This window comes from Streptomyces alfalfae (assembly GCF_004127445.1).
Lineage (GTDB): Bacteria > Actinomycetota > Actinomycetes > Streptomycetales > Streptomycetaceae > Streptomyces > Streptomyces alfalfae.
This window is the reverse complement of the sequence record NZ_QEXM01000012.1, coordinates 64,053-77,629: the sequence shown is the minus strand read 5'-3', so window position 1 is coordinate 77,629 and position 13,577 is coordinate 64,053. Positions and strand designations below refer to the sequence as shown.

Annotated in this window: 12 protein-coding genes; 7 read left to right on the top strand and 5 right to left on the bottom strand. The window is 74.8% G+C overall.

Translation table 11 applies throughout. From position 1 onward, the window contains the following. Positions 1 to 42: 42 nt before the first annotated feature. Complete coding sequence (locus DCW30_RS03230) at positions 43 to 2,850, bottom strand: AfsR/SARP family transcriptional regulator (RefSeq protein WP_076682346.1); 2,808 nt, start codon at positions 2,848 to 2,850, stop codon at positions 43 to 45. Positions 2,851 to 3,136: 286 nt separating this feature from the next. Between DCW30_RS03230 and DCW30_RS03225 the strand changes: the two genes are divergently transcribed. The 6 genes from DCW30_RS03225 (at position 3,137) to DCW30_RS03200 (ending at position 8,068) form a co-directional block, all read left to right on the top strand. Further along, entirely contained in the window at positions 3,137 to 4,378 is a 1,242-nt protein-coding gene (locus DCW30_RS03225) for a cytochrome P450 (RefSeq protein ID WP_076682344.1), read from the top strand. Positions 4,379 to 4,436: 58 nt separating this feature from the next. Then, entirely contained in the window at positions 4,437 to 4,643 is a 207-nt protein-coding gene (locus tag DCW30_RS03220; protein WP_062777831.1) for a hypothetical protein, read from the top strand. 3 nt (positions 4,644 to 4,646) lie between these two features. Beyond that, positions 4,647 to 5,312, top strand: a complete 666-nt coding sequence (locus DCW30_RS03215; protein ID WP_076682342.1) for an HAD family hydrolase — start codon at positions 4,647 to 4,649, stop codon at positions 5,310 to 5,312. Positions 5,313 to 5,717: 405 nt separating this feature from the next. After that, entirely contained in the window at positions 5,718 to 6,566 is an 849-nt protein-coding gene (locus tag DCW30_RS03210; RefSeq protein ID WP_076682340.1) for a SigB/SigF/SigG family RNA polymerase sigma factor, read from the top strand. A gap of 120 nt (positions 6,567 to 6,686) precedes the next feature. Then, complete coding sequence (locus DCW30_RS03205; protein ID WP_076682338.1) at positions 6,687 to 6,938, top strand: hypothetical protein; 252 nt, start codon at positions 6,687 to 6,689, stop codon at positions 6,936 to 6,938. 101 nt (positions 6,939 to 7,039) lie between these two features. Next, entirely contained in the window at positions 7,040 to 8,068 is a 1,029-nt protein-coding gene (locus DCW30_RS03200) for a PHP domain-containing protein (protein WP_076682336.1), read from the top strand. A 28-nt stretch (positions 8,069 to 8,096) separates the two neighbouring features. On the opposite strand, the gene DCW30_RS03195 is transcribed toward DCW30_RS03200, so the two are convergent. The 3 genes from DCW30_RS03195 to DCW30_RS03185 are packed head-to-tail and all read right to left on the bottom strand — an operon-like array spanning position 8,097 to position 11,768. Then, entirely contained in the window at positions 8,097 to 10,199 is a 2,103-nt protein-coding gene (locus DCW30_RS03195) for a xanthine dehydrogenase family protein molybdopterin-binding subunit (protein WP_076682334.1), read from the bottom strand. Between the two features lie 46 nt (positions 10,200 to 10,245). Beyond that, positions 10,246 to 11,241 carry an FAD binding domain-containing protein gene (locus tag DCW30_RS03190; protein WP_076682332.1) on the bottom strand — a complete coding sequence of 332 codons (996 nt, stop codon included), beginning with the start codon at positions 11,239 to 11,241 and terminating at the stop codon, positions 10,246 to 10,248. Continuing rightward, on the bottom strand, positions 11,238 to 11,768 hold the full coding sequence (locus DCW30_RS03185) for a 2Fe-2S iron-sulfur cluster-binding protein (protein ID WP_076682330.1): 531 nt from the start codon (positions 11,766 to 11,768) through the stop codon (positions 11,238 to 11,240). Before DCW30_RS03185 ends, DCW30_RS03190 begins: the two co-directional genes overlap by 4 nt. A gap of 202 nt (positions 11,769 to 11,970) precedes the next feature. On the opposite strand from DCW30_RS03185, the gene DCW30_RS03180 reads away from it, so the two are divergent. Next, the gene (locus DCW30_RS03180; RefSeq protein ID WP_076682328.1) at positions 11,971 to 12,588 is read left to right on the top strand and encodes a DinB family protein; all 618 of its coding nucleotides are present in this window, start codon (positions 11,971 to 11,973) and stop codon (positions 12,586 to 12,588) included. Positions 12,589 to 12,600: 12 nt separating this feature from the next. Here the strand turns inward: DCW30_RS03180 and DCW30_RS03175 are convergent, their stop codons facing one another. After that, positions 12,601 to 13,455: a LysR family transcriptional regulator gene (locus DCW30_RS03175; RefSeq protein WP_076682326.1), complete on the bottom strand. Its 855-nt coding sequence runs from the start codon at positions 13,453 to 13,455 to the stop codon at positions 12,601 to 12,603. Between the last annotated feature and the right edge of the window lie 122 nt (positions 13,456 to 13,577).

Here is a 13,577-nt window from a genome sequence, read left to right as displayed (position 1 = left end):
GACCCGGCCGCGCGGTCGGGGGTCCCCGGCGTCCGGGCCGGCTCAGGTCCGGGCCGTCAGCCGTGCGGTCGCCGCGTCATGGCGGGCCTGGAGCCCCGCGTCGGGGGAGACCCGCAGCAGGGCGCCCAGGGCGCGTACGGCTCCGTCGTCATAGCCGCAGGCCTCCGCCTCGCGGGCCGCCGCCTCCAGATGCGAGATGCCGCCGCTCTCGTCGGCCATGGCCACCATCGCCTCGCCGAGCGCGGTGAGCAGCAGCACCCTGGCCGCGACCGGGGTGTCCGCCGGGGCGTCGATGGCGAGCGCGGCGCGGGCCGTGTCATGGGCGGCCCGCCACTGCCCCGCCTCCAGGTGGTGCCGGGCCAGATGGGTGAGGGCCAGGCGCTCGGTGCTCCGGTCGCCGACGCCGTGCGCCAGCTCGGCCGCCTGCGCGCACCCCTCGGCCGCCTCGTCCGGGCTGCCGAGCGCCGCCTGCGCGAGGGACAGGTTGATCAGCGCGGTCGCCTCGCCGTGGGGGTCGCCCGCCCGCGCGGCGAGCGGGGGCGCGGCCTCCAGGTGGACCAGGGCCTCGCTCAGCCGGCCCTCCTCGGTCAGCACCCAGCCGAGCAGCGCGAGGACCCGCGCCTCGGCACGGGCGTCGCCGTCGGCCCGCGCGGCTTGGAGCGCCATGGTGAGCGGCGGGGTCCAGCCGTCGCGGACCCGCCAGACGATCTGCGGCCACATCCCGAGCACGATCCGCCACGTCCTGCCGTGCAGTCCCGCGGCGGCCGCCGCCGTCGCCGCGAGCGTCAGGTCCTCGCGCTCGGCCGCGTACCACTCCATGGCCTGCTCGCGGCCGGTGAACGTCCGCGTCGCCTCGGGCGCGTGGAAGTCCGCGGGCAGCGGGAAGCAGGACTCGTCGCCGGGCTCGGCCGCGTCCGCCGCCGCCAGGACGGTGAGCACGGTGTGGTCGAGCACCCGCACCAGCGCGTCGCTCCCGGCGTCGAGGCCGCGCGCGTACAGCCGTACGAGATCGTGCAGCGTCCAGCGGTCCGGTGCGGCCCGCACGACGAGATGCGCCGAGGCCAGGGTGTCGAGGGCGGCCTCGGCGCCGGCCGGGTCGGTGCCCGCGAGGGCCGCCGCCATGTACCGGTCGACGTATCTGCCCGGATGGCGGCCGAGGTGGGCGAACTGATGCGCGGCGCTCGCGGGCAGCCGGCGCACGGTCAGCCGCAGCGCGGCGCGCACCCCCGTGTCCTCCACGTCGAGCAGGCTCAGCCTGCGCGACTCGTCGGCCAGTTCCTCGCCCATCGCGCCGAGCGACGACCCCGGCTGGTCCGCGAGCCGGGCCGCGGCCACCCGCAGCGCGAGCGGCAGACCGCCGCACAGTTCCGCCAGGCGCCGCGCCGCGACCTCCTCGGCGAGGACCCGTTCCGTGCCGAGCACGGCGGCCAGGAGGGCGGCGCTGTCCTCGGGCTCCAGCACGTCGACGGGCACGGGGCGGGCCGCGTCGGAGGCGATCAGGCCGCGCAGCCGGTAGCGGCTCGTGACGACGGTGACGCAGCGGGCCCCGCCCGGCAGCAGCTCCCGCACCTGCTCCGAGGCGCGCGCGTTGTCGAGGACGACGAGGAGCTGGCGCTCGGCGCACAGGGACCTGAACAGCGCGGACGCGGCGCTCGCCGACTCCGGTATCCGGCGCGGCGCGACCCCGAGGCCGAGCAGGAACTCGCGCAGCACCTCCAGGAGCGCCGGCTCCCCGGTGTCGCTGAAGCCGCGCAGGTCGGCGTAGAGCAGTCCGCCGGGGAACTGATCGCGGTGGCGGTGCGCCCAGTGCGTCACGAGCGCCGTCTTGCCCACGCCCGCGGGCCCCGTGACCAGGCAGACGGGAGCCTCGCCCGCGGCGGCGCGGGACAGGGCGGTGAGCTCGGCGGCCCGCCCGTGGAAGCCGCGCGGCATGCGCGGCAGCAGGTCGATCGCGGCCGGAAGCCGCGTCGCCACGGCGAGGGGCGCGGGAACGGCCGCTGCCGCGACGGGGGGAGAGGCGACCGCGACGGCGGCCCGCCCGGAGATCCGCGAAGGGCCCCCCGCGTGCCACGCCGCGCGGTCGGCGCCGAACTCCCCCTCCTCGCTCTCGTCGGCCCCGCGCAGCGCGAGCGCGTAGGCGTCGGCCAGCTCCCTGCCGGGGTCGACCCCCAGCTCGTCGGCGAGGAGCCGCCGGGTGCGGTGGAACCAGTCGAGGGCCTCGGTACGGCGCCCCGCCCGCTGGAGCGCCCGCATCAGCGCGGCGGACAGCGATTCGCGCAGCGGGTGGGCGCCGGCCTCGGCGCGCAGCACGGCGGCGGCCCTGGAGTGCTCGCCCATCCGCGACCAGGCGCCCGCCAGCGACTCCACGGACGCCAGGCGCAACTCCTCAAGGGCCTGGGCCGCGGCCTGCAGGGGCTGGCTCGGATAGGCGCCGGTCAGCGCGGGTCCCTGCCACAGCGCGAGGGCCTCCTGGTACATGGCCACGGCGTCGGCGGGCGCCCGCTGGCCGCGCGCCAGGGTCACCAGTTCCTCGAAGCGGTGGGCGTCGAGCAGCGACTCCGGCATCCGCAGGACGTACGCCGTGCCCTGGGTGACCAGTTCGACCCCGAACATCTCGGCGTCGGCGCCGCCCAGCAGGACCCGAAGCCGCGACACATGCCCCTGGATGACACCGCGGGAGCGCAGGGGCGGCTCGTGGTCCCACAGCGCCGCCGTCAGCCGGTCGACCGGAACCGGATGGTTGGGCCGCAGCAACAGGGCGGCGAGTAGGCTCCGCCGCTTGGCGGGGCCCAACGGCAGCACCCCGACTTCTGTGGCGACGGAAACCGCTCCGAGCAGCCGAAACTCCACCGGTGTAACTCCTTGTGCGGTAAAAGATCCAGATTAGCCGAGCCGTAGGTCCCTCCCCGCCGCGCCGACGCTTCCCCGCCAGGCCTCCGGGGCCGCCCGCTGCCGCCCGCCCGGGTTCAGCGCGACGGCTCGGGGCACCCGATCGTCGTGATCGTTTGATCACGGCCGGACCGGTCCGAGCCCGGGGCCGGTGACATGCACGGGCGTCCCGGTTCCGTCAGGATTCTGAGAGGCGCCACCGCCCGTCCGCGTCCCGGTCTGCGCACGTCTCACCAGGAGGACCTTCATGCTGGACAACACCCTTCCGCTGCTCGCACGGGGCTACGCGTGGCTCCCCGACCTGAGCCGCCGCACGGGTCCCGGCGCGGTCCGCACCCGGCTGATGGGCAAGCCCGCCATCGCGTTGCGCGGCCCGGCGGCCGTCGGGTTCTTCTACGACGAGGACCATGTGCGCCGCCGCACGGCCCTGCCCGAGCCCGTGCTGAGCACCCTTTTCGGCAAGGGAGCGGTGCACACCCTGGACGGGGCGGAGCACCGTAAACGCAAGGAACTGTTCCTCAAGGTGCTCAAGGACACCGCGGGCGTCACCGCATTGGCGGACCGCGTCGCCGACGAGTGGGAACGCTCCTGCAAGGAGTGGTCCGACCGGCCGCGGGTGACGCTCTTCGACGAGGTGAGCGTCCTGATCACGCGGGCCGTCTGCGGCTGGGCCGGCGTCCCGTTCACCGACGGGCCCGGCGCCGACGCGCGCATGACGGCGCGGGACCTGACCGCCATGGTCGACGGCTTCGCCACGGCGGGCCCGCGGCACTGGCGGGCCCGCCGCGCCCGGCAGCGCCAGGAGGAGCGCCTCGCCCGGCTCGTCGAGGACGTCAGGTCGGCCAGTGGCAAGACCACCGGCCAGGGCGGCCCTCCGGTCACCGCCGTGGAGGCCGTGGCCGTCCACCGGGACGCCGACGGCGAACTCCTCGACCCCCGTACCGCCGCCGTGGAGATCCTGAACATCATCCGGCCCACGGTGGCCGTCACCTGGTACACGGTGTTCGGCGCCCACGCCTTGCACCGGAACCCCGCGCTGCGGCAGCGCCTGGCCACGGGCGGCGAGGACTACGCCCGCGCGTTCGCCCACGAGGTGCGGCGCTTCTACCCGTTCGCGCCGTTCGTCGCGGGCCTCGCCCCGCGCGACGTCGAGTGGCACGGCGAGCACATCCCCGAGGGCGCCCTGGTCCTCCTCGACCTGTACGGGCAGAACCACGACCCCGCCCTGTGGGAGTCCCCGTACACCTTCGACCCCGAGCGGTTCGTGGGCCGGGAGCCGGGGCGCGACGAACTCGTGCCGCAGGGCGGCGGCGAGGCCTCGCAGGGCCACCGCTGCCCGGGCGAGGACGTCACGCTCGCGGTCCTGAGCACCCTGCTGCCGCGCCTCGCACGGCTGGACTACCGCGTTCCGGACCAGGATCTGCGCATTCCCTTGAACCGAATGCCCACCAAGCCGCGCAGCGGTTTCGTCATCGCGGAAACGCACTGAAGCACCCCGCCCGACACCGCGTCACTGTGTTGCGGAATTCAAGAGAGGACGGACTTTCATGAACGACAAGCGGAACCACGAGAGCAGGAATGACCAGCACGCCGAAACAGCCGCCGAAGAGGTATTCGACGAAGTCGAGTCCGCGGAGACTCGCCTTCCCGACGACCGGCGCGACACCGACGACGGCGAGGCGGGCGACACCCTGACCCCCAGCCCCACGGCGCAGGAAGACATCCACCGGGACACCAAGCGCGGAAAGGCCTGAACCATGGCGCGTGCGGCGCTCTTCGACGTCGACGGAACCCTCACCGACACCAACCACCTGCACGTCGTCGCCTGGTGGGAGGCGTTCCGGCAGGCGGGCCACACGGTGGCGATGCGCGACATCCACCGCGCCATCGGCCTCGGCTCGGCCGACCTCGTCGCCCACTGCCTCGGAGAGGACCGCGACAGCGGCGGCGACGAGGACATCAGCGCCGCACACAGCGCCCTGTACGGCACGTACTTCAACCGCCTCGCGGCGCTGAACGGCGCACGCGATCTGCTGTACGCCCTGCACGAGCGCGGCCGGCGCATCGTCCTCGCCACCTCGGCGGGCGGTTTCGAGCTGGACGCGCTGCGCAGGGCCATCGACGCCGACGACGTCATCGCGGGCGTGGCGAGCGCCGACGACGTGGCGTCGGGCAAGCCCGCCCCCGACCCGGTCCTGCACGCCCTCGACATCGCGGGGTGCGACGCCGATGACGCGCTGTTCGTCGGCGACTCCGTGTGGGACATGAAGGCGGCCACCAAGGCGGGCGTCCGCGCCGTCGCCCTGCTGTCGGGCGGCATCCCGCGCGATGACCTGGAGGCGGCGGGCGCCACCGCGGTGTACGCCGACCCCGCCGACATGCTGGCGCACCTCGACGGCGAGGTCCTCGCGGGCGAGGAGTGAGCCGGCCGCCGTGCGGCGGGACCGGCAGGGGAGAAGGAGCGAGGAGGCCGGCCGGCCGCACCCCAATGCGGCCGACCGGTGAGGAAGGCGTCCGAAGGCCGTTCCGACGCGTTCGCACCCCGGGCCGCGTGTGCCCCGTATGCCCCCACCTATGCGATGCGCCCCCCGAACGGAGTATGCGGCGAACACCAGACCGTCATTCGACGGCTCGTCAGCACGCGTTCGAGCTCTTCGGGAAGGCAGCTGTTTGGTTCCGGAATCGAAGGGCAGGCGAATGACGTGCTTCGGACCGGAGGCGCGTTCGCGGGGAGCGGTGTGTTCAGCTCCTGGTGGATGCCTGCTGCTGGGGCGCCCCGTTTCTCGCGGTCACTTGTTTGACGGCACCGTCGAGAGGCGTTTTTCCTCATGCTGACTGATCTCACCGAATACTCCGAACGTCGTCGCGCGGCGAACCGGCACTCTCACAGCGACGCTCCCGACACGGCGGTGGAATTCGCCCGCCTGGCCTCTCTCGGGAGCGGCCCCGAACGCGAGGCGCTCTGCGCGGAGATCGTCGAGGCGTGGCTGCCCATGGCGCACCGGATCGCCGGGCGCTTCCGCAACAAGGGCGAGAGCCTCGAAGACCTCCAGCAGGTCGCCGCCATGGGCCTGGTGAAGGCCGTCAACCGGTACGAGCCGGGCCGCGGCGCGTTCGAGAGCTACGCCGTGCCCACCATCACCGGTGAACTGCGCCGCCACTTCCGCGACCGCATGTGGGACGTGCGGGTCCCCCGGCGCGTCCAGGAACTGCGCAACAAGGTCCGCGCGGCCCGCCGTGAACTCCTCGACCAGCCGGGCGGCAGCGGCCACGAGCCCACCCTCGCGGAGATCGGCCGCCAGGCGGGACTGACCGAGGCCGAGGTCCGCGACGGCATGGAGGCCATGGAGGGCTACAGCGCCCTCTCGCTCGACGCCGAGGTCTCCTCCGCCGAACCCGACGGCTTCAGCCTCGCCGACACCCTGGGCGCGCCCGACCCCGCGTACGACCACGTCAACGACCGCGAGGCGGCCAAGGCGGGCCTGCGCCGGCTCCCCGAGCGCGAGCGCACCATCCTGTACCTGCGCTACTTCGAGGACATGACGCAGAGCCGGATCGCCGAGGAGCTCGGCATCTCCCAGATGCACGTCTCGCGCCTGATCAGCCGAAGCTGCGCCCGCGTGCGCGCCGAGGCCGACCCCGGCCACGACGACGCCGGACAGCCGAAGGCGGCCTGACCCCCGCGGACGGCGGGCAGCGGGCAGCCGCCCCGTTGTGTCGACACGGCGGCGGCGGGTACCTGCGCCTTCACACGGCACACGCCACACAGCACCACCTAGGAACGGAGAAGAACAGCCATGGTCGAGCGCAACCCCGCATCCCCCGGCGAGAACGGCCAGCCCATCCCCAGGGACCTGCCGGACCAGCAGTACACGGGTGAGAGCGACCCCCTGGACATGGACGTGGCGGCGGCCGACGCGGACGGCGAGGAGCGCTCGGGGAAGGACGTCCCCCAGACGGACGAGGGCGGCACCGGCCGGCGCGGCGCCACCGACTCCGGCGGGACGGGCGTCGAGGAGGACCCCGACGCGCAGGAGCCCACCGGCTGACGCCTCACCCCCGGCGCCCGCCCGCCGTGCCGCGCGGCGCTCCGTCGGCGAAGCTGTGAGGACGCGTACGCCGCCGGCGTCACCGGTGGCCGGAGGTGCCGATGGAACCCGTGGAGGCGTTGGAACGGATCGCCTTCCTGCTGGAGCGCGGCGGTGCCCCGACCTACCGCGTACGGGCCTTCCGCACCGCGGCCGCCGTGATCGCGGGCCTGGCCGAGGGCGAGGCCGAGCGGCGGGCCGGGGACGGCAGCCTGGAGAAGCTCAAGGGGGTCGGGCCCAAGACCGCGGGCGTGGTCCGCGAGGCGCTCGCCGGCGGGGTGCCCGGCTATCTGGAGCGGCTCGAAGGCGAGGCGGGCGACCCGCTCGCGGAGGGCGGGAGCGAGCTGCGGTCGCTGCTGCGCGGCGACTGCCACCTGCACTCCGACTGGTCCGACGGCGGCAGCCCGATCGAGGAGATGGGCCTCGCGGCCCGCGCGATCGGCCATGAGTGGGCGGTTCTCACCGACCACTCGCCGCGCCTGACCATCGCCCGCGGCCTCTCCCCCGAGCGGCTGCGCGAGCAACTGGACGTGGTCGCCGCGCTCAACGAGACCTGGGCGCCCTTCCGGCTCCTCACCGGCATCGAGTGCGACATCCTCGACGACGGCTCCCTCGACCAGGAGCCCGAACTGCTCGACCGCCTCGACGTGGTCGTCGTCTCCGTGCACTCCAAACTGCGCATGGACGCCGCCGCGATGACCCGCCGCATGGTCCGGGCCGTCGGCGACCCCCGCGCCGACGTGCTCGGACATTGCACGGGACGGCTCGTCACCGGACGCGGCAGGCCGGAGTCGCAGTTCGACGCGGACGAGGTCTTCGCCGCCTGCGCCGAGGCCGGAACGGCGGTGGAGATCAACAGCAGGCCCGAGCGGCTCGACCCGCCGCGCCGACTCATCCGGCGTGCCGTGGCGGCGGGAACCCTGTTCTCGGTCGACACCGACGCGCACGCCCCCGGCCAGCTGGACTGGCAGATCATCGGGTGCGCGCGGGCCGAGGAGTGCGGGGTGCCCGCCGAGCGGGTGGTCACGACGTGGACGGCGGACGAGGTGGTGGCCTGGACCCGTGAGAGCCGGGCCAGAGCCACCACCTGAACTGCCCGCCCCGCCCGGGGCCGCCTGATCAGAGGGCGGTCACGAGCTTGTCCGGCGTGATCGGCAGCTCCCGCAGCCGCACCCCGGTGGCGTGGTGCACGGCGTTGCCGATCGCCGCGGCCGTGCCGACGATGCCGATCTCGCCGATGCCCTTGCTGCCCATGGGGTTGAGATGCGGATCGTCCTCGTCGATCCAGTGCGCCTCCATCGCCGGCACGTCGGCGTTCACCGGCACGTGGTAGGAGGCGAGGTCGCTCTCCGCGAAGTCGCCGAAGGCCTTGTCCATGGTGCTGTGCTCGGTCAGCGCCATGCCCAGGCCCATGGTCATGGCCCCGATGAACTGCGAACGCGCCGTACGGGCGTTGAGGATGTGCCCCGCCGCGAAGACGCCGAGCAGCCTGCGCACGCGGACCTCGCCGGACACGGCGTCGACGCCCACCTCGGCGAAGTGCGCGCCGAAGGCGTGGCGTGCGTACTCGCTCTCCGCGTAGTTGGTGTCGGGGGTGCCCTCCGTGTCGGCCGAGGCGCCCACCCCCTCCGGCGGCAGCTGCTGCCCCAGCTGCCCCGCCAGGCGCCTGGCCAGCCGCGTACAGGCCTCGTGGACCGCCCACCCCCAGGACGCCGTGCCGGAGGAGCCGCCCGCGAGCGGCGCCGCCGGCAGGTCGGTGCTGCCGACCTCGGTGCGCACGCGGTCCACCGGAACGCCGAGCGCGTCGGCGGCCACCTGGGCGAGCACCGTACGGGCGCCCGTGCCGATGTCGGTGGCGTTGACCCGGATCACGTAGCCGCCGTCCGGGTAGGCGTGCGCGCTCGCCCGGGAGGGGGAGACGAGCACCGGGTAGGTCGCCGCGGCGACCCCGCTGCCGATCAGGACGGGGCCCTCGGCGCGCGAGCGGGGCCGCGGGTCGCGCTCGGCCCAGCCGAAGCGGCGGGCTCCCTCGCGCAGGCACTCGGCGAGGTGGCGGCTGCTGAACGGCTTGCCGGTGTCGGGTTCCGTGCGCGTGTCGTTGCGCAGCCGCAGCTCGACGGGGTCGAGGCCGAGCGCCACGGCGAGTTCGTCCATGGCCGACTCCAGGGCGTACATGCCGGGCGCCTCGCCGGGGGCCCGCATCCAGGAGGGGCTCGGCACGTCGAGCGGCAGCACCCGGTTGCCGGTGCGGGCGTGCGGCGAGGGGTACATGACGCGGGACACGGCGGCGCCGGTCTCGACGAACTCCTTGACGCGCGAGGTGTGCGAGGTCACCTCGTGGATCAACGTCGTCAGCGTGCCGTCCGCCTCCGCCCCGAGCCGCAGCCGCTGCACGGTCGGCGAGCGGTGGCCCACCACGGCCGCCAGATGGCGTCGGGGCAGGGCCAGTTTCACGGGCCGTCCGGTCTCGCGCGCCGCCATCGAGGCGAGCACGACGTGCGGGCGGGGCGTGCCCTTGGAGCCGAAGCCGCCGCCGACGTGTTCGGAGACGACGGTGATCTGCTCCTCGGGCAGCTTGAACAGGCTCGCCAGGGTCTGGCGGACGGCGGTGGCGCCCTGGCTGGAGTCGTGGACGGTCAGCCGTCCCTCCTCCCAGCGCGCGGTGGCCGCGTGCGGCTCCATGGGGTGGTTGTGCAGCGGGGGCACCTCGTACGTCACGTCCACCCGGACGGGCGCGGCGGCGAAGGCCTCGTCGGGGTTCCCCCGCGTGTGCTCGTCCGGGTTGCCGTCGGGGTCCTCGGGCACGTAGGCCGCGGGACTGGCGGCGTCCAGGGTGACGTCGTGCGGTTCCTCGGCGTAGGTGACCGTGACGGCGGCGGCACCCTCGCGGGCCGCTTCCAGCGTGTCGGCGACGACGAGGGCGACGTACCAGCCGCGGTGCGGCACCCGGGCGTCCTGGAGCACGGCGAGCGTCGCGTCGTCCGCCTCGCCGAGGCGGGGCGCGTTCAGATGGGTGAGGACGCCGACGACGCCGGGCACCGCGAGGGCCGCCGTGTCGTCGACGGAGGCGACCTCGCCGCGCGCGATCGTGGCGGGCACGGGCCAGGCGTGGGCGAGGCCGCCGGGCAGGTGCTCGGCGGCGTAGCGGGCGGCCCCGGTCACCTTCGCGGGGCCCTCCCTGCGCTCGGTGGGCGCCCCGAGAGCGCTGGTGGTGTCCGGCATGGTTTTTCGTCTCCCTCAGTGGCGGAGGTCGGGCGGCGGCTGCGGTTCAGGCGGCGGTGGGCGCCGTGCTCAGGCGCCGCAGCACGTCACAGGCGATGCCGCGGGCGAGAGGCACCTTGAACGCGTTGTCGGGCAGCGGCTCGGCGGCGGCGAGTTCGGCGTCGACGGCCCGCCCGAACGCCTCCTCGGTGACCGGGCCGCCCACCAGGGCCCGCTCGGCGCGCAGCGCGCGCCACGGCCGGTGGGCGAGGCCGCCGAACGCGATCCGCACATCCCGTACGAGGGAGCCGTCGACGTCGAGCACCACGGCCACGGAGGCGAGCGCGAACGCGTACGAGGCACGGTCGCGCGCCTTGCGGTAGGCGGAGGGCAGCCCGGCCGTGGCGGCCGGGAGGCGGACGCCGGTGATGAGTTCGCCCGGCGCGATCTCGGTGTCCAGGTCGGGGCGGTCACCGGGCAGCCGGTGGAAGTCGGCGGCCGGCACGGTCCGCCGCCCGTGCGCCCCGTGCAGCTCCACCTGGGCGTCGAGCGCGGCCAGCGCGACCGCCATGTCGGAGGGGTGCGTGGCGATGCACTGCGGCGAGTGCCCGAGCACCGCGTGGTCGCGGTGGACGCCCTCGCGCGCGCCGCAGCCGGTGCCCGGCTCCCGCTTGTTGCAGGGCTTGGCGAGGTCCTGGAAGTAGGGGCAGCGGGTGCGCTGGAGCAGGTTGCCGCCGGTCGTCGCCGCGTTGCGGAGCTGCCCCGACGCGCCCGAGAGCAGGGCCTGGGCGAGGACGGGATAGCGGTCGCGCACCAGCGGGTGGGCGGCGAGGTCGCTGTTGCGCACCGCCGCTCCGGCCCGCACGGAACCGTCGGGCAGCTCCTCGACCGCGTCCAGCGGCAGCCCGCTGACGTCGATCAGCGTCCTGGGCCGCTCCACCCCCATCTTCATCAGGTCCACGAGGTTGGTGCCGCCGCCGAGGTAGCGGGAGCCCGGGCGGCCCGCGTGCGCGGCGGTCGCCTCTTCGACGCTGTGGGCGCGCAGATACCGGAACGACTTCATCGCGTCACGTCCTCGACGGCCTCGACGATGTGCGGATAGGCGCCGCAGCGGCAGATGTTGCCGCTGAGCCGCTCCCGGATCTCGTCCCTGGTCAGTTCCACGGGCGCGCCCACGTCGGCCGCCGGGTCCGTCACATGGGAGGCGCGGCCCGCGCGGGCCTCCGCGATGGCGCCGACGGCGGAGCAGATCTGCCCCGGGGTGCAGTAGCCGCACTGGAAGGCGTCCCGGTCGACGAAGGCCCGCTGCAGCGGGTGCAGGTCACCCCCGGCGGGGGCGAGCCCCTCGACGGTGATGACCTCGCGTCCTTCGAGGGAGACAGCGAGCAGCAGGCAGCTGTTGACACGGCGCCCGTCCACCAGGACGGTGCAGGCGCCGCACTGGCCGTGGTCGCAGCCCTTCTTGGCGCCGGTCAGGCCGAGCTGCTCGCGCAGGACGTCCAGCAGCGTCGAACGGTGGTCGACGGTGGGGCGGCGGGCTTCGCCGTTCACCGTCAGGGGCACTTCCGAGTGGAACACATCGGCTCCCATGACACTCTGCTCCCTCGTCGGGCGTGGTCGGTGCGGTGACCGCGTATCCAGACTGGGCCAGGACACACGTTCCGGCATGCCGGAAGTGGGCGGGACCGCGGTCGCGCAACCCGGAAAACCGGGTGCGCCCGCCGCCCGCGCCGTGGCAGGCTGCCCCGCCGTGAGCACCGTCGAGCCGATGAACCCGTGACAGGAGCGTCCCGTGACACCACCCCGCCTGGCCCCTCTGCTCGAACAGTTCTCGTTCGCCTGCGAACGTCTCTCGGGCCGCCTCGCGGGCCCCGTCATGGACAGCGGTGACGGGGCGGAGACCAGGACCGGGCCGCTGACCGACGAGGAGTACCTCTGGGAGCCGGTGCCCGACTGCTGGTCGGTCCGGCGGCGCTCCGAAGGGCCGGGGCCGCGCGCCGCCTCCCTCGCCGGCGCCGGTGACTGGGGCCGCGACGCCGCCCCGTACCCGCACCCGTGGCCGCCGCCCTTCACGACGGTCGCCTGGCGGCTGAGCCACCTCAGCGAGCTGCTGTTCGTCGCCGCGGACCACACCATCGGCACCCGTACGCTCACCCGGGACGACTACGCCATCAGCGGGAACGCCGCGGAGGCGCTGGCCGCCTTCGACACCGCGGCGGCCGCCTGGCGGGCCGCCCTGGAGGCCGCCGACGAGGCCGCGCTCGACACCAAGGGCCACTGCGCCTACCCGCACGGCAGCTATGACGAGGAGCCGTTCATCGAGGTCGTGTGGTGGGTCAACCAGGAGGTCCTGCACCACGGGGCCGAGATCGCCCTGCTCCGGGACCTGTACCGCGCGCGCCGCGGCTGAGGGACGCCGCGGTCACTCGGCGAGGATGTCGTGGGCCAGCGCCACCAGGTCCGGGACGGCGGGGTGCCCCGGCCCCTCGCGCCAGGCGATGACGAGGGGGACCGGCGGCGCGTCGACGAGCGGGCGGTAGACCAGCGAGGGGTGCGCGTGACTGCTCGGCGTGGCCGACGTCGAGACCCCGAGGGCGCGCCCCGCGGCGATGGTCATGAGCCATTCGTCGGTGTTGGAGACGTCGACGGTCCTGCGGGGACGGGTGGAGGGCGGCCACAGCTCGGGGGTCGTGGTGCCCGAGACGCTGTTCAGCGCGAGGGGATGGGCGGCGAGATCGGCGAGGGTGACCCGGGAGAGGGCCGCCAGCGGGCTGTCGGCGGGCATGACCGCCACCCGCTCCTCGTGCCGCAGCGGCTCCGTGCGGAGCCCTGCGGCGGTCACCGTGCCGCGCAGCAGCGCCACGTCGACCTCGCCCCGGGTCAGCCCCGCCGTGCGGTCGTCGACGCGGAGCAGTTCGAGCGGGACGTCGGGCCTGGTCTCGTCCCAGCGGCGCAGCAGCGGCACGGTGTGGTCGCCGAGCGCCGCCCAGGTGTGCCCGAGCCGCAGCGGCCAGCCGCCCAGGCCGGCGGGGTCGAGGGCGGTCTCGACGGCGGCGAGGGCGGCGGCGGCCTTGTCACGGAAGACACGGCCCCGTGCGGTGAGTTCGAGGTGGTGGGTGGAGCGGTCGACGAGCCGTGCGCCGAGCTGGTCCTCCAGTTGCCGCAGGGTGCGTGAGAGCGCGGGCTGACTCAGCCGGAGCCGTGCGGCGGCCCGGGTCACGTTGCCCTCGTCGGCGATGGCGAGGAACGCCCGCAGGTGCCGCAGCTCGATGGTCATGCCTGCCGAGCATAATCGTGCCCGCGGTGGCGGGGCGGTCGGGCGACCGCTCGGCACGGGCCGCGCGGGCAGGGGGAGCGCGGCTTGGTTAGGGTGACCCGAGCCCCGTCGACTGGAGTTGC

What these genes read in the sequence shown, in the direction of transcription:
- DCW30_RS03225 (WP_076682344.1), top strand. Translation starts at nt 3,137, where the DNA reads ATGCTGGACAACACCCTTCCGCTGCTCGCACGGGGCTACGCGTGGCTC.
- DCW30_RS03220 (WP_062777831.1), top strand. Translation starts at nt 4,437, where the DNA reads ATGAACGACAAGCGGAACCACGAGAGCAGGAATGACCAGCACGCCGAA.
- DCW30_RS03215 (WP_076682342.1), top strand. Translation starts at nt 4,647, where the DNA reads ATGGCGCGTGCGGCGCTCTTCGACGTCGACGGAACCCTCACCGACACC.
- DCW30_RS03210 (WP_076682340.1), top strand. Translation starts at nt 5,718, where the DNA reads ATGCTGACTGATCTCACCGAATACTCCGAACGTCGTCGCGCGGCGAAC.
- DCW30_RS03205 (WP_076682338.1), top strand. Translation starts at nt 6,687, where the DNA reads ATGGTCGAGCGCAACCCCGCATCCCCCGGCGAGAACGGCCAGCCCATC.
- DCW30_RS03200 (WP_076682336.1), top strand. Translation starts at nt 7,040, where the DNA reads ATGGAACCCGTGGAGGCGTTGGAACGGATCGCCTTCCTGCTGGAGCGC.
- DCW30_RS03195 (WP_076682334.1), bottom strand. Translation starts at nt 10,199, where the DNA reads ATGCCGGACACCACCAGCGCTCTCGGGGCGCCCACCGAGCGCAGGGAG.
- DCW30_RS03190 (WP_076682332.1), bottom strand. Translation starts at nt 11,241, where the DNA reads ATGAAGTCGTTCCGGTATCTGCGCGCCCACAGCGTCGAAGAGGCGACC.
- DCW30_RS03185 (WP_076682330.1), bottom strand. Translation starts at nt 11,768, where the DNA reads ATGGGAGCCGATGTGTTCCACTCGGAAGTGCCCCTGACGGTGAACGGC.
- DCW30_RS03175 (WP_076682326.1), bottom strand. Translation starts at nt 13,455, where the DNA reads ATGACCATCGAGCTGCGGCACCTGCGGGCGTTCCTCGCCATCGCCGAC.